The following is a 22,225-nucleotide window of genomic DNA, read 5'->3' as shown; positions in this document are numbered from 1 at the left end:
CAGGTGTCACGGCCCGACCCGTGCGGGATCGGGGGGAACAACCGTGGCAAGCCGTACTTCGCCGGACCGGTTCCCGGACCTAGTTTTCGGTTCATGAACTTCGACGAGAACAACGGTGCCGAGAACAACGGTGCCGAGACCGGGCGCCCGGCGCGAAGCACGAACATCCTGTCCTACCGGTCGAGCGGTTCGATCCTGAGCGTCGGCTCGAAGGACTCCGTCCTGTCGATCGGCTCCGTCGGGTCGGTCCTGTCCGTCGCCTCCCTGGGCTCCGTCCTGTCGGTGCTCTCGGTCGGGTCCTTCGGCTCGGTCCTCTCGGTGGGCGCGTTCGGCTCCCTGGTGTCGCTCGGCGCATTCGGCGCGGTCCTGACGACCGGGTCGGTGACGGTCGCCTGCGCCGCCCTGGTGGCCGGCCTGGTCCTGCTGGTCCTGGTCAGGGGCATCCGCACGCTCGCGACGCCCGCCCGGGGACAGGACCGCGGCCGCGTCGACGCCGCCAAGTAGGCGGCCGACCGCTACCGCCCGTGCTGGCCGTCGTCGACCTTGATGATCGTGCCGGTGACCATCTCGGAGGCCGGCGAGCACAGGTAGAGCAGCGTCGAGTCGAGCTGCGCGGGATCCCCGAGGCGCCGGCGCGGGAAGTGCTGGGCGACGTCGCCGATCCGCTCGATCATCCCGTCCATCATCTCCGAGGAGAACGCGCCCGGCGCGATGGCGGTGACGTTGATCCCGAACCGGGCCCATTCCACCGCCAGCGCCTCCGTCATCCGCGCGATGCCGGCCTTGGTGATCGAGTAGAGGGCGGCGCCGTTCCCGCGGTAGTCGAATGCGCCCATCGAGGAGATGTTCACGATCCGGCCCGGGGTGCCGGCGGCGATCAGCCGCCGGGCGACCTCGCAGGTGAGCACGTACGGGCCGCGCAGGTTGGTGTCGAAGACCGTGTCGATCAGCTCCAGCGGCATCCGGTGCGCGCGCTGGGCGTCCGGCACGCCGGCGTTGTTGACCAGGATGGTGATCGGGCCGAAGTGGGTCTCGGCCTGATCGACCGCCCCGGCGAAGGTGTCGGCGCGGGTCATGTCCAGCTCCAGCGCGGCGCTCCGCCCGCCCCGCCCCGCGATCTCGGCGACCAGTTCGTCGATGCGGTCCTTGCGCCGCGCCGCGACGACCACGGACGCACCGGCGGCCGCCAGCGTGGCGGCGAACCGCCGGCCCAACCCGGAGGAGGCCCCGGTGACCAGGGCGACCTGCCCGGTCAGGTCGTGCGAGGTGTTGGGCAGGGGGAACTCGCTCACGGTGCTCCTCGCCTCGGTGGCACGGACGCCTCCCGGGCCGGTCCGCGGTGCGGGGGCCGGGTCGGGCTGCTCCTGCGACCGTAGACGAACGCGCCTGGTCCGGCGGGTGATCCTGCGCTCGCGGTGATCGGCGGACCGTCGCGGCCGGCGGCGGGGCGTTCGCCCTGCGCGGTAGCGGTCATCCCGCCGCGGGCCGGAGCCCGGCCATGATCGTGCGCACCAGCGCGTCGGTGAACTCCGCGGTCAGCGGCTGGTCGGGGATGAGCAGGCGGTGGTACGCCGCCCCCCACAGCTGGTCGATCACGACCTCCGGATCGACGTCGGTCCGGATCTGCCCGCGCTCCTGGGCGCGCCGCAGCACGTCCACGGCCAGCGCGCGGCGCGGCCCGGAGTACCGCTCCCGGTAGGCCGCCGCCAGCTCGGCGTCGGTCTGCGCCTGGCCGATCAGCTCGGCGATGGCGCGCCCGGCCGGGCCCCGCAGGACCTCGACGAACGAGCGCATCTGGGTGATCAGGTCGGCCTCGATGTCGCCGGAGTCGGGGAACTCCAGCCGGCGCCGCACGGCGTGGGTGTAGCCGTCGAGCGCCAGCGCCCCCTTCGAGGGCCACCACTTGTAGAGGGTCACCTTGCTGGCCCCGGACCGGGCCGCCACCCGCTCCATGGTGAACGCGGCCATGCCCTCCTCGAGCAGGAGCTGACCGGCGGCGTCGAGCACTTCGGCGCGCACCTGGGCCGCGGGTCGCCGGCCCCGACCACGGCGCACGGCCGGCTCGGCGGTGTGAGCGGCGTCACCGGTGCCCATATGGACGCTCCGTTCATATCGTGATTATATGAACGCATCGTACACACAGTTCGACCAGGAGGCACCGATGAGCACCCCCACGCCCGACCGCGTCGCCATCGTCACCGGGGCGTCCGGCGGCATCGGCCGCGCGGTCGCCGAGCGCCTCGCCGCCGACGGGTTCGCCGTCGTCGCGCACTACGCGGGCAACGAGCAGCGCGCGAAGGAGACGGTCGAGGCCATCACCGGTTCCGGCGGCACCGCCGTCGCCGTGCCCGGCGACGTGGCCGACGAGCACGACGTCGGCGCCCTGTTCGACGAGGCGGAGCGCCGCTTCGGCGGCGTGGACGCGGTGGTGCACACCGCCGGGATCATGCTGCTCGCCCCGCTGGCCGAAGCCCGGTTCGACGACCTGGACCGGATGCTGCGCACCAACGTGCGGGGCACATTGGCCGTCGCCCAGCAGGCGGCCCGGCGGGTCCGCCGCGGCGGCGCGATCGTCACCTTCTCCTCGACGGTCGTGCGGCTGGCGCTGCCGACCTACGCCGGCTACGCGGCCAGCAAGGGCGCCGTCGACGCGATGACCCTGGTCCTGGCCAAGGAGTTGCGCGGGCGCGACGTCACCGTCAACGCCGTCGCCCCTGGCCCCACGGCCACCCCGTTGTTCCTCGAAGGCAAGGACGAGGAGACCGTCGCCCGGATGGCCGCGCTGCCCCCGCTGGAGCGCCTCGGCACGCCCACCGACATCGCCGCCGCCGTGTCCTTCCTGACCGGTCCGGACGGGCGCTGGGTCAACGGCCAGGTCCTCGCCCCCAACGGCGGCATCGCCTGATGGGACCTGCCGGGGCCGCCGGCAGGCGTGGACCACCGGTTCCGGGGGTACGTCCGATCCCGTGACCCTGAGCTCCGCCCCGACGGGCGACGTCGGCCGGTGAGCGCGGCGACGCCGCGCTCCGGCCGCCTCGCCGGCGCGGTCGGGATGGTCTCGGCCGCGCACCCCGGCCCCGCGGCCGTCGTCACCGTCGTCGCGGGCCTGCTGGCGGTCGCCGCCGGGCTGCCGGTGGCGACCACCGCGGGCGTCGTCGGGGCCGTCGCGGCCGGCCAACTCACCATCGGCTGGGTCAACGACCTGGTGGATCTGCCCCGCGACCGCGCGACCGGCCGCGCGGACAAGCCGCTGGCGGCCGGCCGTGTTCCGGTGGGCCGGATCGCACCCGCGGTCGCGCTGGCCGGGTGCGCGTGCGTGGCGCTGTCCCTGGCGGTCGGGTGGCGCAGCGGGCTGGTGCACCTGCTGCTGGTGGTCGGCTCCGGGCAGGCCTACAACCTCGGGCTGAAGGCCACGGCGCTGTCCTGGGTCCCGTACGCCGTCGCGTTCGGCACCCTGCCCGCGGTCGCGACGCTCGCCGGGCCGGCGCCGGCCTGGCCGCCGTGGTGGGTCATCGCGGCCGGGGCGTGCCTCGGCGTCGGCGCGCACGTGCTCAACGCCCTGCCCGACCTCGCCGACGACCTGCGCACGGGCGTGCGCGGGTTCCCGCACCGGCTGGGCGAACGCGCCGGGCGCGTCGTGGCCGCGGGACTCCTGGTCGCCGCGTCACTGCTGGCCGCCCTCGGGCCCGCCGGCCGCCGCCCGCTGTGGGTGTGGGGGGCGTTGCTGCTGGTCGCCGCGCTGGCCGCGGTCAGCCTGGCCGGGCGGGGCCGCTGGCCGTTCCGCGCCGCGCTCGGGATCGCGCTGCTCGACGTCGTGCTGCTGGTCGGGGCCGGCTGATGGCCGCGTGGGACCTCGTCGTCGTCGGGGCCGGGCCGGCGGGCGCGGCCGCCGCGCTCGGCGCGCTGCACGAGCGCCCGGGGCTGCGGGTGGCGCTGCTCGACCGGGCCGGCTTCCCCCGGGACAAGGCCTGCGGCGACGGGATCGCGCCGCAGGTCCTCGACCGGCTGGCCGGGGTCGGCGTCACCGGTCTGCTCGACGACCGCGTCCCGGTGGCGCGGCTGCGGCTGACCCGCGGCGGGCGCGACGTCGACCGCGCCATGGTCCGGGCGTCGTACGTGGTGCCGCGCCGGGTCTTCGACGCGCGCCTCGTCGAGGCCGCGCGCGACGCCGGCGCGACGCTGCTGCGCCATCGCGTCCGCGACCTGACCGTCGACGACGACGGTGTCCGCATCGACGGCGGTATCCAGGGCGGCGTTGAGGGCAGCACCGAGGGCGGCACCGAGGGCGGCACCGAGGCGCAGGTGGTCGTCGGCGCCGACGGCGCGCACTCGGTCGTGCGCCGCCAGCTGGGGCTGCCGCCGGGGGCGACGGCCCTCGCCCTGCGCGGCTACGCCCCCGTGCCCGCGTCGCGGCGCGGTACCCAGGTCATCGCCTTCGGCCCCGGCGCGCAGCCCGCCTACGCCTGGTCGTTCGACCGGGGCGACGGGCTCGCGAACATCGGCTACGGCGAGCTGCTCCGCGGCCCGGGCGGGCCGACTCGGGCCGACCTCCTGGCCCGCCTGGAGGACCTGCTGCCCGGGGCCACCCGGGACGGCACCGACTGGCGGGGCCACCACCTGCCGCTCTCCGGTGCGCGCTGGCGCCCCCCGACGGGCCGGGTCCTGCTCGTCGGCGACGCCGCCGGCCTGGTGAACCCCATCTCCGGCGAGGGCATCTACTACGCCGTGAGCACGGGCATCACCGCGGGACGCGCGGCAGCGCGGGCGGTCGCGGCCGGTCGGCCCGCCGACGCCGGGCTCGGCTACGGCCTGGCCGCCCGCGCGCACCTGTTCCCGCACCTGCGCCACACCGCCCTCGCCGCGCGCCTGACGCGCTCCGGGCCGATGCTGGAGGCGGGCCTGCGCGCCGCCGCCCGCGACCAGCGGGTGTTCGACGACCTCGTCGAGCTCGCGCTGGCCCGGGGCCGGCTCACCGCCCGGGTCCTGCGCGGCCTGGGCGCCGCCCTGCTGCGCCACGACCCCGGCACCCGACCGCCACCCCCGCAGGAGAGCTGACGCATGCGCCTACTCGACGTCCACGGCGTCCTTCCCGACCACCGCTACCCGCAGCGGGAGATCACCGACGCGTTCGCCGGCGCGCTGACCGGCAGCGGCGTCAACCGGGCCCTGGTCGACCGCCTGCACCGCAACGCCTGCGTCGACACCCGCCACACCGCGCTCCCGCTGGAGCGCTACGCGCGGCTGCGGGACTTCGGGGAGTCCAACGACGCCTTCATCGCCGCCGCCGTCGACCTGGGGTCGCGCGCGGTCGTCGAAGCGCTCAAGGCCGTCGACCTCGCCCCTACCGACGTCGACCTCATCATGTCCACCACCGTCACCGGCCTGGCAGTACCGTCCCTGGACGCCCTGGTCGCCGCCCGCATCGGCCTGCGCGAGGACGTGGTGCGCGTCCCGATCGTCGGGCTGGGCTGCGTCGCCGGGGCGGCCGGTGTGGCCAGGCTGCACGACCACCTCGTCGGCCACCCGGACGCCGTCGCGGTGCTGTTGAGCGTCGAGCTGTGCTCGCTGACCCTGCAGCGCGGCGACGCCTCGGTGCCCAACCTGGTCGCGAGCGGGCTGTTCGGCGACGGCGCCGCCGCGGTCGTGGCCGCGGGCTCCCGACGGGCGGCGCAACTGCTCGACAGCGAGCGGGTGCAGCCCGAGGTGCTGGCGTCCCGCAGCCGGCTCTACCCCGACTCCGAGCGGACGATGGGCTGGGACATCGGCGCGAGCGGGTTCCGGATCGTGCTCGACAGCGGCGTGCCCGACGTGGTGCGCACCCACCTGGGCGGCGACGTCCGCCGCTTCCTCGCCGACCACGGGCTCTCCCCCGACGACATCGGCTGGTACGTGGCGCACCCCGGCGGCCCCAAGGTCCTCGACGCCCTCCAGGACGCCCTCGGCGTCGACCGCGACGCGCTGGGGCTCACCTGGGACTCGCTGCGCCGGATCGGGAACCTCTCCTCGGCCTCGGTGCTGCACGTGCTCGCCGACACCCTGCGGACCCGGCCGCCGCGGCCCGGCTCGTACGGGCTGATGCTGGCCATGGGGCCGGGGTTCTGCTCCGAGCTGGTGCTGCTGCGGGCGCCGGCGTGAGCGCGCTGGTCTACACCCTGTTCGTGCTGGCCGTGGGCGTCGAGCGGCTGGCCGAGATGGTGGTGTCGACGCGGCACGCCCGCTGGGCCATGGCCCGCGGCGGGGTCGAGACCGGTCGGGGCCACTACCCGGTCATGGTCGTGCTGCACACCGCGCTGCTCGCCGGCTGCGTCGCCGAGGTGTGGCTGGCGCCGCGGCAGTTCACGCCGGCGCCGGGCTGGACGATGGCGGCGCTCGTCCTCGCCTGCCAGGGGGTGCGCTGGTGGTGCATCGCCGCGCTCGGGCCGCGGTGGAACACCCGCGTGATCGTCGTGCCGGGGCTGCCGCTGGTCACCTCGGGTCCCTACCGGTACCTGTCGCACCCCAACTACGCGGTCGTCGTCGTGGAGGGCGCTGCCCTCCCGCTGGTGCACGGCGCCTGGCTCACCGCGGCGGTGTTCACCGTGGCGAACGCCGCCCTGCTGACCGTCCGGCTCCGCGCCGAGCGGCGGGCCCTGCGGTGGGCGGCGCGGGAGGTGCCGGCGTGACCGGCGGCGTCCTCGACCTGCTCGTCGCCGGGGGCGGTCCGGCCGGGCTGGTCACCGCGTTGCACGCGGCCCGGGCCGGCCTGAAGACCGAGGTGTGGGAGCCACGTGCGGGAGCGACCGACGGCGGCATCGACGGCGGCATCGACGGCGGCATCGACGGCGGCATCGACGGCGGCATCGACGGCGGCATCGACAAGGCCTGCGGGGAGGGCCTGATGCCCGGGGCGCTCGCCGCGCTGCTGCGGCTCGGCGTCGACCCGCCCGGGCACCCCTTCCACGGCATCCGGTACGTCGGGGCCGGGCGGAGCGCCGACGCCCGGTTCCGCGCCGGCCCCGGCCGCGGCATCCGCCGGACCACGCTGCACCGGGCCCTGCGCGACGCGGCCGTCGCGGCGGGGGCCCGGATCGTGGCGCGCCCGGTGACCGACGTGCGCCAGGACGACCGCGGCGTCACCGCCGCCGGCGTCCGCGCCCGCCACCTCGTCGCCGCGGACGGCCTGCACTCCCCCGTGCGGCGCGCGCTGGGCCTCGACGTGCCCGGTTCCCGCCACCCCCGCTTCGGGCTGCGCCGCCACTTCCGCGTCGCCCCGTGGTCGCCCTACGTCGAGGTGCACTGGGGCCGCGACGTGGAGGCGTACGTGACACCCGTGGCGCCCGACCTGGTCGGCGTCGCCGTGCTCGGCTCGACGAAGGGCTCGTTCGACGCGAAGCTGCGCACCCTCCCGGACCTGGCGGCGCTGCTCGACGACGGCGAACCGGCCGGCGGGGTGCGCGGCGCCGGCCCGCTGCGCCAGGGCTCGCGGCGGCGCGTGGCCGGTCGGGTGCTCCTGGTCGGGGACGCCGCCGGGTACGTCGACGCCCTGACCGGTGAGGGCCTGGCCCTGGCCTTCGCCCAGGCCGAGGCCGCGGTGCGGGCCGTCGTCGACGGCGACCCGCGGCGCTACGAGCCCGACTGGACGGCGCTGACCCGCCGCTACCGCCTCCTGACCGCGGCACTGGTCGTGGGGACCCGACCGAAGCTCGCCCGCCGCGCGCTCGTCCCCGCGTCGCGCCTGCTGGCCCCGCTGTTCCGCGGCACGGTCGACGCGCTGGCCCGACCCGTCGGCGGCCACGGATGAGCGCCCGCGGGGGGATCCGCCGGGTGCGCCGTCCCACCCTGATCGGCGCCCGCGGTTTGCGCCGCGCCTGACCGGGCACGCCGGATCGTGCGCATCGTGATCACCGGAGCCAGCGGCAACGTGGGTACGGCGCTGCTGCGCCGGCTCCAGCGCGACCCCACCGAGCACGACCTCGCCGGCGTCGCCCGTCGCCCTCCCCGGGACGGACAGCCCTACCGGGACGTCGCCTGGACGGCACTGGACCTGGCCGCTCCCGACGCCGCGACGGCACTCGGGCCGGTGTTCCGCGGCGCCGACGCGGTGGTGCACCTGGCCTGGATGTTCCAGCCCTCCCACGACACCGCCTACCTGGACCGCGCCGGGATCGGCGGCACCCGCGCCGTGCTCGACGCCGCCCGCGCCGAGGGGGTCCCGCACCTGGTGCACATGTCCTCGGTTGGTGCCTACTCCCCCGGTCCCGCCGACGGCCGCGCCGTCGACGAGCGCTGGCCCACCGGGGGCATCGACTCGCTGGCCTACAGCCGGGAGAAGGTCGCCGCCGAGCGGCTGCTCGACGAGCACGAGCGCCGCCACCCCGACGGCCCGGCCGTCGCCCGCCTGCGCCCCGGGCTGATCGTGCAGCGCGACTCCGGCAGCGCGCTGCTGCGCTACGGCGTGCCGCCCTTCGTCCCGGCCTCGCTGCTGCGCCACGTTCCGCTGCTCCCGGTGGACCGGTCGCTGGTCGTGCCGCTGGTGCACACCGACGACGTCGCCGACGCCGTCGAGCGCGTGCTGCTGCGGCGCGCGACCGGCCCGTTCAACCTGATGGCCCCGCCACCGGTCACCCGCGACACCATCGCGGAAGTGCTCGGGGCGCGGGCCGTGCACCTGCCGCGGCCGGTGCTGCGCGCCGCGACCTGGGCGAGCTGGCACGCCCGCCTGCAGCCGCTCGACCCGGGCTGGATCGACCTCGCCTTCGCCGCGCCGCTGGTCGACACCACCCGCGCCCGCCGCGAGCTCGACTGGTCGCCCTCGGTCGACGCCGTCTCGGCGCTGGCCGAAGTGGTCGCCGGGATGGCCGACACCGCCGCCACCAGCAGCCCCGCGCTGCGGCGCCGGTCGGTCGCGGCCGAGCTCGCCGCGCTCGTGCGCCGGGGCCCCGCGGCGCACCGCAAGCACACCTGACCCCCACCACCACAGGAGATGACGATGTCCGAGCAGTCCCCGTCCAGGACCGGAACCACCGCCGGCGAGGTGCGCCGCGTGGGCCGGTGGGCCGTCGGCACGAGCCGCGGCGAGGACTTCGCGGTCTCGCCGCGCTGCCGCCACCAGCTGGCCGACCTCAGCAAGGGCCACGTGGACGCCGACGGGTGCCTGGTCTGCCCCTGGCACGCCAGCCGGTACGACGTGCGCACCGGCGAGATGGTCGACGGGCCGCGGGGCTTCTTCTTCTACCGCGGCCCCACCCCCGGCTACAGCGCGCTGGTCAAGGCCTACGCCAAGCACCTGCGGCTGCGGATCGGGCGGGTCGTGCGCCGGGCCGGGCGGATCACGGTCGAGTAGCGGGCGAGGCGGTGCCCGGCTCAGGTCAGCGCGTCGGAGTGGCCGGCCTCGACCCGGGCCCACTGGACGATGGGGCGTCCGTTCGTGCGCCAGACCTGGGGGTTCCCGGCGCTGCCCCAGGGCTGGGGCCAGCCCTCGGGCGAGTCCTCCCAGGTCTCCTGGCGTCCGTGGACGGTCATGTCCAGCAGCCCGTGGGTGGGGGCCATGACCTCGACGCCGCGACCGCCGGTGTAGTAGGTCTCGAACACCCGCTCGCCGTCGCGGACGTAGCAGACCAGGTGGTGGCGCTGCCAGTCCCGGCCCTCCAGTAGCTGCGCCGCGGTCTTCTCCACCGAGTACCAGGGCATTTCCAGGCCCAGGAAGTCCCGGTAGCGCACGCTCTCGGGGTAGGGGCCCTTGCAGAGCACGGCGTAGGTGGCGTCGCGGGAGTGGATGTAGGACAGCTCGCGGACCTGGCTGTTGAAGAACGTGCAGCCCTCGCACTGCTCGGCGGCGGGCTGGTCGGGCCACCAGGCGTGGAAGTAGGCGATGAGCTGGCGACGGCCCTCGAACACCTCAAGGAGCGTGATCGGCCCGTCCGGGCCGATGACCTCGGTGGTGGCGTCGACCTCCACCATCGGCAGCCGTCGTCGGGCCGCGGCGATCGCGTCGCCTTCACGGGTGTGCGCCTTCTCGCGGGCGAACAACGCGTCCCGCGCCTGCTGCCAGGTCGTCCTGTCCACCACGGGCGGCAGGCCCGTGCCGGGTGTCTGGTCGTTCACGATCCCTCCAAGCGTTGATTGCAACCGGTTGGTTGCGACACAACGTATAGCAATCATCGAGTTGCGTCAACGGTGGCGGGACGCCGCGTCGACCTCCGCGGGTCCGTCCAGCACAGTGGCGGGCACCCACTGCTGCAGGAGGTTCGGATGGACAACAGCCCCGACGGCCTGGTCGTCGTCACCGGAGCGGCCGGCGCGCTCGGGCGCGCGGTCGTGGCCCGGTTCCGCGAGGCCGGCCATGAGGTCGTGGCCGTCGACCGGCCGGGCGACAGCCTCGACGAGGTGGCCCGGCAGCCGGGCGTGCACCCGGTCGCGGGCGAGCTCTCGTCGCGTGAACAGGTGCGCGCGGTGTTCGAGGCCGTCGACGCGATCGGCACCCCGACCACCCTGGTGGCCCTGGCCGGCGGCTTCCGGCCCAGCTCGCTGGCCGAGCTCACCGAGGAGCTGTGGCAGCAGATGATCTCCTCGAACGTCGCCTCGGTGCTGTGGTGCTGCCAGGCCGCCGCCGCCCGGATGACGCCGGCCGGCGGGGGCGCGATCGTCACGGTGGGGTCGAAGACCGCGGTCGGCGGCCCGGCCCCGGTCGCGCACGCCACCAGCAAGGCCGCCGTCGTGCGGATCACCGAACTGCTGGCCGAGGAACTGCGCCCGCACGGCATCCGGGTCAACGCCGTACTCCCCTCGGTGATCGACACCCCGGCCAACCGGACGTGGATGCCGCCGGACCTCGCGGCCCGTGCGGTGGCGCCGCGCGCGATCGCCGAAGTGATCGCGTTCCTGGCCGGGCCGGCGGCCGCCCCGATCAGCGGTGCCCTGCTGCCCGTCTACGGCAACGCCTGACCGTGACGGCTCATGCAGTGCCGGGCGGAATGCCCCGACCGCCCGCGGGGTTCCCAGCGACATGAAGGCAGTCGTGTACTCGGCGTCCGGGTCGTCCGCCGTGCTCTCCCTCGTCGACAGGGAAGCCGCCGCACCGGGTCCCGACGAGGTCCGCGTGCGCGTCGCCGTCTCCGGCGTGAACCCCACCGACTGGAAGGCCCGCAGCGGCGGCGGCCGCCGGGGCGCCTTCGCCGAGGTCGTGCCGAACCAGGACGGCGCCGGCGTCGTCGACGAGGTCGGCCGGGACGTCACCCACCTCGCCGTCGGCGACCGCGTCTGGCTCTACCTCACCCAGCACGAGCAGGCCGGTGGCACGGCGCAGGAGCAGGTGGTGCTGCCGGCGGCGCGAGCGGTGCCGCTGCCCGACGGCGTCGACTTCGCGGTCGGCGCGAGCCTCGGGGTGCCGGCCCTCACCGCGCACCGCGCGCTCACGGTGCACGGGGACGGCCCGACCCGGCTCTCGCCGGGGACGCTGGCCGGGCGGACCGTCCTGGTCGCCGGCGGGGCCGGGGCGGTCGGGCACGCCGCGATCCAGCTCGCGCGCTGGGCGGGCGCCACCGTGATCGCGACCGTGAGCTCCGCGGAGAAGGGGGCTCTCGCCCGCGCGGCCGGCGCGCACCACGTGGTCGACTACCGGACCGAGGACGTGGTCGAGCGCGTCCTGGGCGTCGCGCCCGACGGCGTCGACCACATCGTGGAGGTCTCCGTCGCGGCCAACGCGGAGATCGACGTCGCCGTCGCCGCCAACCACGCCTCGATCGCGTTCTACGCCGACGACGGCGGCGACGCGTTCCGCCTCCCCACCCGCGCCGGCTTCGCCAAGAACCTGCGCTTCCAGGGCGTGCTGCTCTACACCGTGGGCACGGAGGCGCTCGAGGCCGCCACGGCCGACGTCACCGCGGCGCTCGCGGACGGCGCCCTGCCCGTCGGGGCGGAGGCGGGCCTCCCGCTCACCTGGTTCCCGCTGGAGGAGACGGCGGCGGCCCACGACGCCGTCGAGGCCGGCACCGTGGGGAAGGTCCTGATCCGCGTCGCGGACCTCTGAGGGTCCCGCTCAGGGCGAGGTCCCGGGCTCGGCGAAGTCGGGGCGCTCCAGCAGCCACCCGACGGCCAACCCGGCGACCAGCCCCCAGAACGGCGACCCGATGCTGAGGACCTCGACCCCGGACACGGTCACCACGAACGTGATCAGGGCGGCGAAGCCGAACCGGCCGCCGAACGCCGTGACGAACGACGTCTGCAGGACCCGCAGCATGGCCAGCCCGCCGAGGGCCGCGATGAACGCGCCCGGCATCGCCAGCATCAGCCGGGTGAACAGCGGCGCGAACAGCCCGAACACCATCGCCAGCAGCCCGCAGACCACGCCGGCGGTGTACTGGCGCTCCCGCTTCCCCGAGGCCACGAGCAGGGCGTTCGTCGGACCGGTCAAGCAGGTCGACACCGCCCCGACCGCCGCGCCCAGCAGCGACCAGCCGCCGCAGGCGAGCGTGATCGCGGTGACCGGCGGCTCGTGCCCTGCCGCGCGCAGCACCGCCACCCCCTGGCCGTTCTGCACGACCAGCACCGTGATCGCCAGCGGGACGACGAGCTCCAGCACCGCCTGCCAGGACCACTGCGGCGCCTGCAGCACCGGAGCGGCCAGCCACTCGGCGCCGGCCCCCGGCGCGAAGCGCCCGGAGACGGCGACCGCGAGCACGCCGGCGACCAGCGCCGCGATGATCGGCGGCACCCGTCGCCCGATCACGGGCAGGGCGCTGAGCAGCAGGAACACCACGACCATCGGGGCCGCGATCGCCGCGTCGTCGCGCAGCGACCGCACCAGGTCGACCCCGAACCGCAGGAACACCCCGGCCACCATCGCCATCACGATCGGCATCGGCACGATCGCCATCGCGCGGCGGACCAACCCGGTCAGGCCCAGCACGACGATCAGCAGGCCGGTGACCACGAACGCGGTCACCACCTCCGGCCAGGCGAGGTGCCCCAGCGCCGGCCCGAGCAGGACCGCGCCGGGGATCGTCCAGAAGAACGCCAGCGGCTGGCGGTAGATCCAGCAGGCCGCGACGGTGAGGACCCCGTTGAGGAAGAACGCCCCGAAGATCCACGACGCCAGCTGGGTCTGGGACAGCCCGCCCTGCGCACCGACGGCGAGGATCACCGCGACCGGCCCCGTGCCCGCGAAGACCAACCCGATCAGGCCGTTCGCGGCGTAGAGCGGACCGATGTCGCGGGCGAACCCGCGCAGCCCGGGGAACGGGCGGACCGGCCGCTCGACCAGGTGCCGGCGCGCCGTCGGCCCCGTCGGAGCGCTCACTTCCCCGTCCCCGCCGCCTGTCATCACCCTCCGGTCCGCTCTACTGTCGACCCCGTCGCGGTCGACGGGCACCGTAGCGCGGCGCCTCGGCCGCTCGACGTACGGAGCGACCGTCCACCCTCTTGTGCAGATGCACACTCATCTGCATGTGCAGGCGGGCCGCGGGCAGGCATCCTCGTCGAGCATCGGATCGAGCAATGCTGATGCCGCGCGCTCCTGGGAAGGCACCGCCATGACGAAGCACTCCGGCGCCACACACGCCGGCAACGGATCCGCCGAGTGCGCGCGGCGCCCCGCCACCGGCCGCGACCCGCGCGTGAGCGAGCGGATCTACGACTACATCAGCGCGGGTCGTCCTGACCAGCGCGACCGCGGCGAAGCGCGACCCGCGCTGCCCTCGGCCCGGTCCTGACCGGACGGGCCGTCACCTCCCGGCCATCGGCACCCGGGCGGCAGCGCGCCTAAAGAGTCGTTAAAGTGCGCTGGCAGCACGCGGGTGCTGGGACTGGAGGTCCGCTGTGCCGGGCGGCTTGGCAGCTCTGCTGGACGACATCGCCGCGCTGGCCAGGCTGGCGGCGGCCTCGATCGACGACGTCGGCGCGGCCGCCGGCCGGGCCAGCGCCAAGGCGGCGGGGGTGATCGTCGACGACGCCGCCGTGACCCCGCGCTACCTGCAGGGCTTCGCCGCCGAGCGGGAACTGCCGGTCGTCCGCAGGATCGCCGTCGGCTCGATCCGCAACAAGCTGCTCATCATCCTGCCGATCATCCTGCTGATGAGCCAGTTCCTGCCCTGGCTGCTCACCCCGATCCTGATGGTCGGCGGCGCGTACCTGTGCTTCGAGGGCGCCGAGAAGGTCTGGGAGAAGGTGTCCGGCCACGGCCACCACGACACCCCGGCGGCCATGTCCGGCCCCGACCAGGAGAACACGATGGTCCGGGGCGCCATCCGGACCGACCTCATCCTCTCCGCCGAGATCATGGTCATCTCGCTCAACGAGGTGGCCGAGGAGGCGTTCTGGAGCCGGGCGCTGATCCTCGTGCTCGTCGCGTTCCTCATCACCGCCATCGTCTACGGCGCGGTCGCGCTGATCGTGAAGATGGACGACATCGGCCTGCGCCTCGCCGAGCGCCCCTCCGCGTTCAGCAAGCGCTCCGGCACGATGCTCGTCCGGGCGATGCCCAAGGTGCTGGCCTTCCTGTCCACGCTCGGCATCGTCGCCATGCTGTGGGTGGGCGGCCACATCATCCTGGTCGGGCTCGACGAGCTGGGCTGGTCGTGGCCCTACGACGTCGTCCACCACGCCGAGGAGGCCGTCCACGCGGCGACCGGCGCGCTGGGCGGGCTGCTGGCCTGGATCACCAACACGCTGGCCTCCGCGGTGCTCGGGCTGCTGGTGGGCGCGGTCGTCGTGGCCGCGGTCGCCCTGGTGCGGCGGCTGCGCCGGCGCCGGTCGACGACCCCCGCCGGGCACACCGCCTGAGCACCGGCCCGCGGGCGCGGCGTAAGGTGCCCACCGGTTTCGCCCCGCTCCCGTACGGCCGCTCCCCGTCCTGTCCCAACCACCTGCTCTCGATCGTGTCATGTGCCACCGCGGTGCGGACCCACGTGGCACGCTCGTCGTCCGGGACGACGGACGGGCGCGGGTGCCGGTCGGAAGGATGAGCCGAAATGCGATCGAGCACGGCGTTCGCCGCTTTCGGTGCCTGGGTCCTGGCCGGCACGGTCGCCGTCTGCGCCCTGCCGACGGCGCACATCGCGCTGTGGAGCGTCTTCGCCGTCGGCGGCGTGGTGGCGGTGGTGGCCGGCACGGTCGCGCACCGCCCCGCGCACCCGGCGGCGTGGTGGCTGCTCGCCTCCGCGATCGCGGTGTTCGGCATCGGCAACGCCACCTACGCGGCGCTGCGGACGTCGCTCGGGGCGAGCTACACCTACCCGTCGGCCGCCGACGCGTACCACCTCCTCATGTACCCGCTCGCGGCGGGCGGGCTGCTGCTGCTGGTGCGGCACCGCACCAACGGCCGGGACTGGGCGAGCCTGCTCGACGCGCTGAGCTTCACCGTCGCCCTGGCGCCGGTGCTGTGGATCTCGCTGATCGTCCCCGCCGTGACGGACTCCGGCCCCTCGTGGCTGGGCCAGGTCGTCTCGATCGGCTACCCGCTCGGTGACGTCCTGCTGCTGGTCGTCCTGGCCCGGCTGCTGATCGTCGACCACCGCTCCCCCGCCGCGCTGCTGCTGGCGCTCGGCGCGGTAGCGATGCTGGTGTCCGACGTGCTCCACGGCCTGGGCCAGCTGGCCGGATCGTGGCCGCTGACCCGCGCGTATGACGTCGGCTGGGTCGTCTTCCACGCGGCGTGGGGCTGCGCGGCGCTGCACCCGTCGATGGTCGAGCTGACCGTCCGCAGCCGCCGCTCACCGGCCGAGCTGGACCTGCGCCGGTTGGCGCTGCTGGCGGTGGCCTCGCTCGTGGTGCCGACCGCGCTGCTGGTCGACGCGCTCACCGGCGACGTCCGGCACGGGCCGATGATCGCGGTGTGCTCGGCCGCGCTGTTGCTGCTCCTGCTGCTGCGGCTCTCGGAGATGGTCGTCCGGCACCAACGGGCCATGGCGCGCGAGCGGACGCTGCGGTCGGTCGGGGCCGCGCTGGTCGCGGCGACCGACCTCGACGCCGTCGCCGCCGCGACGCGCGACGCCGTCTCCCAGCTCCTCCCGAACGGGGAGGTCCACCGCACGGCGCTGCTGGTGCCGGCCGACTCCCCCGCCGAGGCGACCCCCGCCGCGTCCTCCGCACCGACCCGGGCGCCGTCGGGGTCGAGCGCGCTGCGCGGGATCGACGCCCTGGACGCCCCGGCCGCGGACGTCGCGCGCGGCTTACCCGCGGCGCTGGTCTGCCCGCTGGTGCCGCGCGACGACCCCGAACCGGGGGTGCCGGTCGGCCGGCTCGTGGTCGCGGCCGACGAGCCGGCCCTGCTCGCCCTGCGGGGCGCGCTGGAGGTGCTCGCCTCGCTGGCCGCCCTCGCCGTCGAACGGGTGCGGCTGGTCGGGGAGATGAACCGGCGCGACACCGAGGCGTACTTCCGCACGCTGGTCCACCACGCCAACGACGTGATCCTCATCGTCGGCGACGACGGCCGGGTCCAGGACGCCAGCCCGTCGACCTCGGCCGTGCTCGGACCGGGTTCGGTGGTCGGCACCCGCGTGCTGGACCTGGTCGACCCGCGCGACCGGGAGGCCGCGGAGCACGCCCTGGCGCTGGCGGCCAGCTCCGGGGTGTCGGAGTACAGCACCCGCAACTACCGGGTCGTGCGCACCGACGGTGACCGCATCGAGGTCGAGGTCTCCTACCGCGACCTGCGCGACGATCCCGCGGTGCGCGCCATCGTGCTCACCCTGCGCGACATCAGCGAGCAGCGCCGCCTGCAGCGCGAGCTGACCGATCGCGCCTTCCACGACGCGCTCACCGGCCTGGCCAACCGGGTGCTGTTCCAGGAGCGCGTCGAACGCGCGCTCACCCGCCTCGACGCCGAGCGCAACCGCGTGCGGGTCGGCGTGCTGCTGCTCGACCTCGACGACTTCACCTTGATCAACGACGCCATGGGCCACGCCGTCGGCGACGAGCTCCTGCTCGCCGTCGCCGGCCGGCTCTGCGACATGCTGGAGCCGCCGCACACCGTGGCCCGGCTCAGCGGTGACGAGTTCGCCGTCCTCGTCGACGACGTCGGCCAGGACGACAGCGACCGGCAGGACGACCTGGACCAGCTGGCCGCGCACGTCGTCGGAGCGCTGGAGGCCCCGTTCGCCGTGGCCGGCGGCCTGACCATCTCCGCGAGCGTCGGGCTGGCCAGCGTCGACAGCACCACCACCGGCGCGGTCGTGGGGCCCAGCGAGCTGCTCCGCCGCGCCGACCTGGCCCTGCGCGCCGCCAAGGAGGCCGGCAAGAACCGCTGGCACCGCTACGAGCCGGACATGAGCCTGGCCGCGGTCGACCGCATCACGGTCCGGACCGAGCTGCGCCACGCGCTGGACGCCGGCGAGTTCCACCTGAACTACCAACCCATCGTCGACCTCGGCGGCGGTCAGACGATCGGCTTCGAGGCGCTCCTGCGCTGGACCGACCCCCGCGGCCGGACCGTGCCGCCCACCCAGTTCATCCCCATCGCCGAGCAGACCGGGCTGATCATGCCGCTGGGCGAGTGGGCGCTCGACCGCGCACTCCGCGACCTCACGGCGTGGCACCGGCAGCCGCGGCGGCGCCCGGTGCGGGTCAACGTCAACGTCTCCGCCCACCAGGTGCGCGCCCCGGACTTCGTCGCGCGCGTCCTCGGCGCGCTCGCGCGCCACCGCACCAGCGCCGACCACCTCGTCCTGGAGATCACCGAGACCGCGCTGCTCGCCGACGACCCGCAGGTCGCGACCAACCTCGCCGCCCTGCGCCACCACGGCATCCGCATCGCGCTCGACGACTTCGGCACCGGCTTCGCCTCGCTGGACTACCTCCGCCTGCACTCCGTGGACAGCCTGAAGATCGACCGCTCCTTCGTCGACGGCATGGAGAGCTCCCCCCGCCAGACGGCGCTCGTGCGCACCATCGTCCACCTCGCCCACGCACTCGACCTCCCGGTCGTGGCCGAGGGCGTCGAGACACCCGCCCAGCGCGACGCCCTGCTGCTCGTCGGCTGCCAGCTCGCCCAGGGCTACCTCTTCTCCACCCCGGTCAGCGCCGCCGACGCCCACCACTGGCTCAACGACACCACCACCGCGATCACCACCGTCAGCTGACGGCACCACCACGTCCTGGCCCGGACGAAAGCGGCGCTCGTCCCACCACATTGGACGAGAGCCGCGCTCGTCGACCGAGGTGGGGTACCGCTGCACCACGAGGAGACCGTGCTGGTCCCGGCGCTGGTCGGGCTCACGCTCATCGACGCGCACGCGCCGGCCCTCAGGGCGCGGCTGGTGCTCGCCTCCGCCGACCCGACCCGCCCGCTGCCGATCGCCGGCGTCGTCGTCGACCAGCAACCCGCCGCGGGCCTGAAGCCCGACCCCGCGGACACCGTCCGCGTCGTCGTCGACGAGGGCGGCCACGACCGGGCGCCGGTCCCGACACCGCGACGAGCCCGCGGTGCCGTCCTGACCGACCGCTCGGCCACCGGTCCCCGGTCCACCCTGCACTCGTGACGGCGGCCATATAGTTGGATGGAACAAACCAACGTTAGCGCCCGTTGGACGAGGTGGACCCCGAGGACCAGGAGGTACCCGATGACTGCCCCCGCACGATGGCGGGAATGGACGAGCCTCGCGCTGGGCTCCTACCTCCTGCTCGTTCCGCTGTTCAGCAACGCAGGCGACGCGGCGCTGACCGTGCTGGTCGCCGAGGTCGGCGGCCTCGCCGTCATCGGCACGGCGATCCGGGCGTTGTCGCGCCCCGAACGCGCGGGCGCTCGCCGCGTCCTGGTCGCCCTCGGGGCGGCGCTGGCCGTGAGCCCGGCGGTCCTGGGCTTCCTCGACCGGACCGGCGCCGCCTGGAACGCCTATCTCGTGGGTGCGGCGGTGGCCGCGGTGGCGCTGTCCACCTTCGTGCCCGACCGCGATGGCGCCCCGCGCCGCGCGGTCGCGGGTCGCTCACCCGTCGCGGCCGCCGGAGAGTTCGCGGGCGAACCTGCCGAACAGCTCCGCGAAGGCCGCGCGGTCGTCGGCGGGCCACCCGCTCAGGTGCTCGTCGATCAGCGCGGCCGCGGCGTCGTCCATGCGCCGGCGCAGCCGGCGCCCGCGGGCGGTGGCGCTCAGCAGGACCGCGCGCCGGTCGACCGGGTCGGGACGGCGGGCGACGAGCTCCCGCTCCTCCAACCGCCGGACCTGCGTGCTGATGGTCGACTTGTCCACACCCTGCCAGTCGGCCAGGTCGGAGACGCGCACCGGCCCGTTCGCCACCACGGCACGCAGCAGGTGCACGTCGTTGACCGACAGCTCGCGGCCCGCCTCGCCCAGCAGCGCCGCGCGCACGTCGGGGCGGTTCGCCCAGCGCACGACCCGGACGACCGCCTCCTGCACCCGACGGCCGGTGTCCCCGTGCTCCACCATGCGTCCTCGATCCCCGCAGCTCGCATTCAGTTGGATGGGAGGGCCCAACTGTATTGGATGTCGACAGCAGGACCACCCCGACGACGAGGAGGAAACCGATGACCCCCACCCCCACCCCCACCCCCACCCCCACCCCCAGCCCCAGCCCGACCTCCGGCCCGACTTCCAGGACCCTGCGCGAGTTCGACACCTACGCGCAGGCGCAGTCCTTCGTCGACCGGCTCGCCGACACCGGTTTCCCCGTCGACGGAGTTCGCATCGTGGGCACGGGGCTGCACCTCGTCGAGCAGGTGAGGGGCCGGGTCGCCGTGGGGCGCGCGCTGGCCGTCGGAGCGGTCGTCGGGGCGTGGGTCGGCCTGATGATCGGCCTGATCTTCACCGTCGCCACCCTCGGGATCGCCGGGGCGGGTGCTCCGGCCACGATCCTGGGCGGTCTGGGGATCGGCGCGTTCTGGGGCACCGTGGCCGGGTTCGTCGTCCACCGGGCGACCGCTGCACGCCGCGACTTCCCCAGCATCCGCAGCCTCGCCGCCGACCGGTACGCCGTGCAGGTCGAGGCGGGCCACGAGGCCGAGGCGGCGCGCGCCGCCGGCTTCGCGTGACCGGCGGCGGCCGCGGACGTCGGCGCGGCGACTGCGAACAGGATCACGTCGCCCCGACGAGCGAGATAGCTAGATAATCTAGATACTTGCTCCGTCCCCCCACGATGGAGCTTTCCCATGAGCGTGCTCACCGGGGCCGGTTCGACCTCCGGCACCGATCCCGACCCCGACACCGGCAGCCCCGAGCGGTCTCCGAGCCGCTGGCTGCGGCTGGTCCTGCCGGCCCTGCTGGTGGTCGTCTGGCTGGCCGTCGGCGGGATCGGCGGCCCCGTCCAGGGCCAGCTCGCCGACGTGCAGTCCAACGACAACGCCGCCTTCCTGCCCGCCGACGCCGAGGCCACCCGGGCCGCCGACGCGCAGCTCGCGTTCGCCGACGAGCGCTCGGTGTCCGCCATCGCCGTCTTCGAGCGCGCCGGCGGGCTCACCCCCGACGACCTGGACCTCATCGGCGAGCGCGTCGCCGATGTGGGCGCGCTGCCCGGGCTGGCCGACCGCGTCTCCCCCGCCATCCCCGCCACCGACGGCGAGGCCGCGCAGGTCGTCGTCGCGGTGCCCGAGGAGCTGCGCGACCAGCTGACCGAGGTGGTCACCGAGCTGCGCAGCACGCTGGGCACCGGCCTGCCCGACGGCCTCACGGTCTACGTCGCCGGCCCGGCCGGGCTGCTCGGCGACCTGGTCACCGCGTTCGGCGGCATCGACGGGCTGCTGCTGCTGGTCGCCGGCGGCGTCGTCGCGCTGATCCTGGTGCTGGTCTACCGCAGTCCGCTGCTGCCGCTGCTGGTGCTGTCCTGCGCGCTGCTCGCGCTGTGCCTCGCGGTGCTCGTCGTCTACCAGCTCGCCGCGGCCGACGTCATCGCCCTCAGCGGCCAGACCCAGGGCATCCTGTTCATCCTCGTGGTGGGCGCGGCCACCGACTACGCGCTGCTGCTCGTCGCCCGCTACCGCGAGGAACTGCGCCGCCACGCCTCCACCTGGGTCGCGATGCGCACCGCCTACCGGGCCTCCATCGAGCCCATCGTGGCCTCCGCCGGCACCGTCGCCCTGGGCCTGCTCTGCCTGCTGCTGTCCGGGCTCAACTCCAACCGCGGCCTGGGCCCGGTCGCGGCCATCGGCATCGCCGCCGCCGTGCTGGCCGCGCTCACGTTCCTGCCCGCGGCCCTGCTGCTCACCGGGCGCGCGGCGTTCTGGCCGTTCCGCCCGCACGTCGGCAGCGAGGCCGACGAGCGCAGCGGGCTGTGGAACCGGGTCGCCGACACCGTGGCCCGCCGCCCGCGGGCGATTTGGGTGGGCACCGCGCTGGTGCTACTGGCCGGCGCCGCGCTCGTCCCGCAGCTGCGCGCCTCCGGCGTCGCCCAGTCGGACTTCTTCGTCGACAAGTCCGCGGTCGAGTCGGTGCGCGGCCAGGAGGTCCTCGGGCAGCACTTCCCCGGGGGCACCGGCGCCCCGGCCGTGATCATCGCGAGCGCCGACGTCGAGGACCGGGTGGTCGACGCGGCCGCGGGGGTCGAGGGCGTCTCCGAGGTCCGCCGCGCCGCCGACCGGGTCGTGGACGGGCGGGTCGAGCTGGCCGCGGTGCTCGACGCCGCCCCGGACAGCGAGGAGGCCGTGGCCACCGTCGCGCAGCTGCGGGAGGCGGTCCGCGCGGTCCCCGGCGCCGACCCGCTCGTCGGCGGCATCACCGCCACCCAGCTCGACACCCAGGAGGCCGCCGAACGCGACCTGCTGGTCGTCATCCCGGCGGTGCTGCTGGTGGTGTTCATCGTGCTCGCGCTGCTGCTGCGGGCCCTGGTGGCGCCGCTGCTGCTGATCGCCACCGTGGTGCTGTCGTTCGCCGCGACCCTCGGCGTCGGCGCGATCGTGTTCAACGACCTGCTGGAGCTGCCCGGCGCCGACCCCAGCGTGCCGCTGTTCGCGTTCGTCTTCCTGGTCGCGCTGGGCGTGGACTACAACATCTTCCTGATGAGCCGGGTGCGCGAGGAAGCGCGGCGGCACGGCACCCGCGAGGGCGTGCGCCGCGGGCTCGCGGTCACCGGTGGCGTCATCACCTCGGCCGGCGTGGTGCTGGCCGCGACGTTCGCCGCCCTCGCGGTCATCCCGATCCTGTTCCTGCTGCAGATCGCGGTCCTGGTCGCCTTCGGCGTGCTGCTCGACACCCTGGTCGTGCGGTCGCTGCTGGTGCCGGCACTGTCCAGCGACATCGGCCGGCGGATCTGGTGGCCCTCCGCGCTCGGTCGCGGCAAGCACTGACCCTGCGGCAAGCACTGACGC

22 protein-coding genes and 1 pseudogene are annotated in these 22,225 nt (G+C 75.2%); 18 read left to right on the top strand and 5 right to left on the bottom strand.

Annotated features, from left to right (window positions below; translation table 11 throughout):
• The first annotated feature begins 3 nt into the window (after positions 1–3).
• On the top strand, positions 4–504 hold the full coding sequence (locus KIK08_RS01625) for a hypothetical protein (protein WP_214401134.1): 501 nt from the start codon (positions 4–6) through the stop codon (positions 502–504).
• 11 nt (positions 505–515) lie between these two features.
• Here the strand turns inward: KIK08_RS01625 and KIK08_RS01620 are convergent, their stop codons facing one another.
• Both KIK08_RS01620 and KIK08_RS01615 read right to left on the bottom strand, forming a co-directional pair.
• Positions 516–1,292, bottom strand: a complete 777-nt coding sequence (locus tag KIK08_RS01620) for an SDR family NAD(P)-dependent oxidoreductase (RefSeq protein WP_214401133.1) — start codon at positions 1,290–1,292, stop codon at positions 516–518.
• A gap of 178 nt (positions 1,293–1,470) precedes the next feature.
• The gene (locus tag KIK08_RS01615; protein ID WP_250556087.1) at positions 1,471–2,094 is read right to left on the bottom strand and encodes a TetR/AcrR family transcriptional regulator; all 624 of its coding nucleotides are present in this window, start codon (positions 2,092–2,094) and stop codon (positions 1,471–1,473) included.
• Between the two features lie 67 nt (positions 2,095–2,161).
• Between KIK08_RS01615 and KIK08_RS01610 the strand changes: the two genes are divergently transcribed.
• The 8 genes from KIK08_RS01610 to KIK08_RS01575 all read left to right on the top strand — a co-directional run bounded on the left by KIK08_RS01610 (position 2,162) and on the right by KIK08_RS01575 (position 9,322).
• Positions 2,162–2,905, top strand: coding sequence for an SDR family oxidoreductase (locus KIK08_RS01610; RefSeq protein WP_214401132.1), 744 nt, complete (start codon positions 2,162–2,164; stop codon positions 2,903–2,905).
• Positions 2,906–3,004: 99 nt separating this feature from the next.
• A complete protein-coding gene (locus KIK08_RS01605; RefSeq protein ID WP_308257323.1) occupies positions 3,005–3,838 on the top strand; it encodes a UbiA family prenyltransferase in 834 nt (277 codons plus the stop codon).
• Entirely contained in the window at positions 3,838–5,055 is a 1,218-nt protein-coding gene (locus KIK08_RS01600; protein WP_214401131.1) for an NAD(P)/FAD-dependent oxidoreductase, read from the top strand. The genes KIK08_RS01605 and KIK08_RS01600 overlap by 1 nt, the downstream gene beginning before the upstream one ends.
• 3 nt (positions 5,056–5,058) lie before the next feature.
• Positions 5,059–6,135, top strand: coding sequence for a type III polyketide synthase (locus KIK08_RS01595; RefSeq protein ID WP_214401130.1), 1,077 nt, complete (start codon positions 5,059–5,061; stop codon positions 6,133–6,135).
• Positions 6,132–6,662, top strand: coding sequence for an isoprenylcysteine carboxyl methyltransferase family protein (locus KIK08_RS01590; RefSeq protein WP_214401129.1), 531 nt, complete (start codon positions 6,132–6,134; stop codon positions 6,660–6,662). Before KIK08_RS01595 ends, KIK08_RS01590 begins: the two co-directional genes overlap by 4 nt.
• The gene (locus KIK08_RS01585) at positions 6,659–7,780 is read left to right on the top strand and encodes an NAD(P)/FAD-dependent oxidoreductase (protein WP_214401128.1); all 1,122 of its coding nucleotides are present in this window, start codon (positions 6,659–6,661) and stop codon (positions 7,778–7,780) included. The genes KIK08_RS01590 and KIK08_RS01585 overlap by 4 nt, the downstream gene beginning before the upstream one ends.
• Before the next feature lie 96 nt (positions 7,781–7,876).
• A complete protein-coding gene (locus KIK08_RS01580; protein WP_308257322.1) occupies positions 7,877–8,944 on the top strand; it encodes an NAD-dependent epimerase/dehydratase family protein in 1,068 nt (355 codons plus the stop codon).
• Between the two features lie 24 nt (positions 8,945–8,968).
• Positions 8,969–9,322, top strand: coding sequence for a Rieske (2Fe-2S) protein (locus KIK08_RS01575; protein WP_214401126.1), 354 nt, complete (start codon positions 8,969–8,971; stop codon positions 9,320–9,322).
• A gap of 20 nt (positions 9,323–9,342) precedes the next feature.
• Here the strand turns inward: KIK08_RS01575 and KIK08_RS01570 are convergent, their stop codons facing one another.
• Positions 9,343–10,083: a DUF899 family protein gene (locus tag KIK08_RS01570; protein WP_308257321.1), complete on the bottom strand. Its 741-nt coding sequence runs from the start codon at positions 10,081–10,083 to the stop codon at positions 9,343–9,345.
• Between the two features lie 147 nt (positions 10,084–10,230).
• Between KIK08_RS01570 and KIK08_RS01565 the strand changes: the two genes are divergently transcribed.
• A complete protein-coding gene (locus tag KIK08_RS01565) occupies positions 10,231–10,923 on the top strand; it encodes an SDR family NAD(P)-dependent oxidoreductase (RefSeq protein WP_214401124.1) in 693 nt (230 codons plus the stop codon).
• A 61-nt stretch (positions 10,924–10,984) separates the two neighbouring features.
• Positions 10,985–12,007 carry an NADPH:quinone reductase gene (locus KIK08_RS01560; RefSeq protein ID WP_214401123.1) on the top strand — a complete coding sequence of 341 codons (1,023 nt, stop codon included), beginning with the start codon at positions 10,985–10,987 and terminating at the stop codon, positions 12,005–12,007.
• Between the two features lie 9 nt (positions 12,008–12,016).
• On the opposite strand, the gene KIK08_RS01555 is transcribed toward KIK08_RS01560, so the two are convergent.
• Entirely contained in the window at positions 12,017–13,276 is a 1,260-nt protein-coding gene (locus tag KIK08_RS01555; protein ID WP_308257320.1) for a benzoate/H(+) symporter BenE family transporter, read from the bottom strand.
• 130 nt (positions 13,277–13,406) lie between these two features.
• On the opposite strand from KIK08_RS01555, the gene KIK08_RS01550 reads away from it, so the two are divergent.
• From KIK08_RS01550 to KIK08_RS42150, 5 genes and pseudogenes are all read left to right on the top strand, one after another.
• Positions 13,407–13,688 (top strand): hypothetical protein, encoded by a 282-nt coding sequence (locus tag KIK08_RS01550; protein ID WP_214401121.1) that lies wholly within the window; start codon positions 13,407–13,409, stop codon positions 13,686–13,688.
• 118 nt (positions 13,689–13,806) lie between these two features.
• A complete protein-coding gene (locus tag KIK08_RS01545) occupies positions 13,807–14,757 on the top strand; it encodes a DUF808 domain-containing protein (RefSeq protein WP_250556086.1) in 951 nt (316 codons plus the stop codon).
• A 188-nt stretch (positions 14,758–14,945) separates the two neighbouring features.
• A complete protein-coding gene (locus KIK08_RS01540; protein ID WP_214401119.1) occupies positions 14,946–18,053 on the top strand; it encodes a putative bifunctional diguanylate cyclase/phosphodiesterase in 3,108 nt (1,035 codons plus the stop codon).
• A gap of 108 nt (positions 18,054–18,161) precedes the next feature.
• Positions 18,162–18,452 carry a PASTA domain-containing protein gene (locus tag KIK08_RS01535; protein ID WP_214401118.1) on the top strand — a complete coding sequence of 97 codons (291 nt, stop codon included), beginning with the start codon at positions 18,162–18,164 and terminating at the stop codon, positions 18,450–18,452.
• An 18-nt stretch (positions 18,453–18,470) separates the two neighbouring features.
• Positions 18,471–18,833 (top strand): annotated as a pseudogene (locus tag KIK08_RS42150) (SPW repeat protein); the annotation flags it as partial.
• 63 nt (positions 18,834–18,896) lie between these two features.
• On the opposite strand, the gene KIK08_RS40795 reads toward KIK08_RS42150, so the two are convergent.
• The gene (locus tag KIK08_RS40795) at positions 18,897–19,355 is read right to left on the bottom strand and encodes a MarR family winged helix-turn-helix transcriptional regulator (protein WP_214401117.1); all 459 of its coding nucleotides are present in this window, start codon (positions 19,353–19,355) and stop codon (positions 18,897–18,899) included.
• A 98-nt stretch (positions 19,356–19,453) separates the two neighbouring features.
• Here KIK08_RS40795 and KIK08_RS01520 point away from each other — a divergent pair, with 98 nt between their 5' ends.
• The gene (locus tag KIK08_RS01520) at positions 19,454–19,957 is read left to right on the top strand and encodes a general stress protein (RefSeq protein ID WP_214401116.1); all 504 of its coding nucleotides are present in this window, start codon (positions 19,454–19,456) and stop codon (positions 19,955–19,957) included.
• A gap of 117 nt (positions 19,958–20,074) precedes the next feature.
• Positions 20,075–22,204, top strand: coding sequence for an MMPL family transporter (locus KIK08_RS01515; RefSeq protein ID WP_214401115.1), 2,130 nt, complete (start codon positions 20,075–20,077; stop codon positions 22,202–22,204).
• The last annotated feature ends 21 nt before the right edge of the window (positions 22,205–22,225 follow it).

This window comes from Pseudonocardia lacus, from assembly GCF_018531445.1.
GTDB lineage: Bacteria > Actinomycetota > Actinomycetes > Mycobacteriales > Pseudonocardiaceae > Pseudonocardia > Pseudonocardia lacus.
Note: the sequence above shows the minus strand (reverse complement) of the source record. Positions and strands in the feature narration are given on the sequence as shown.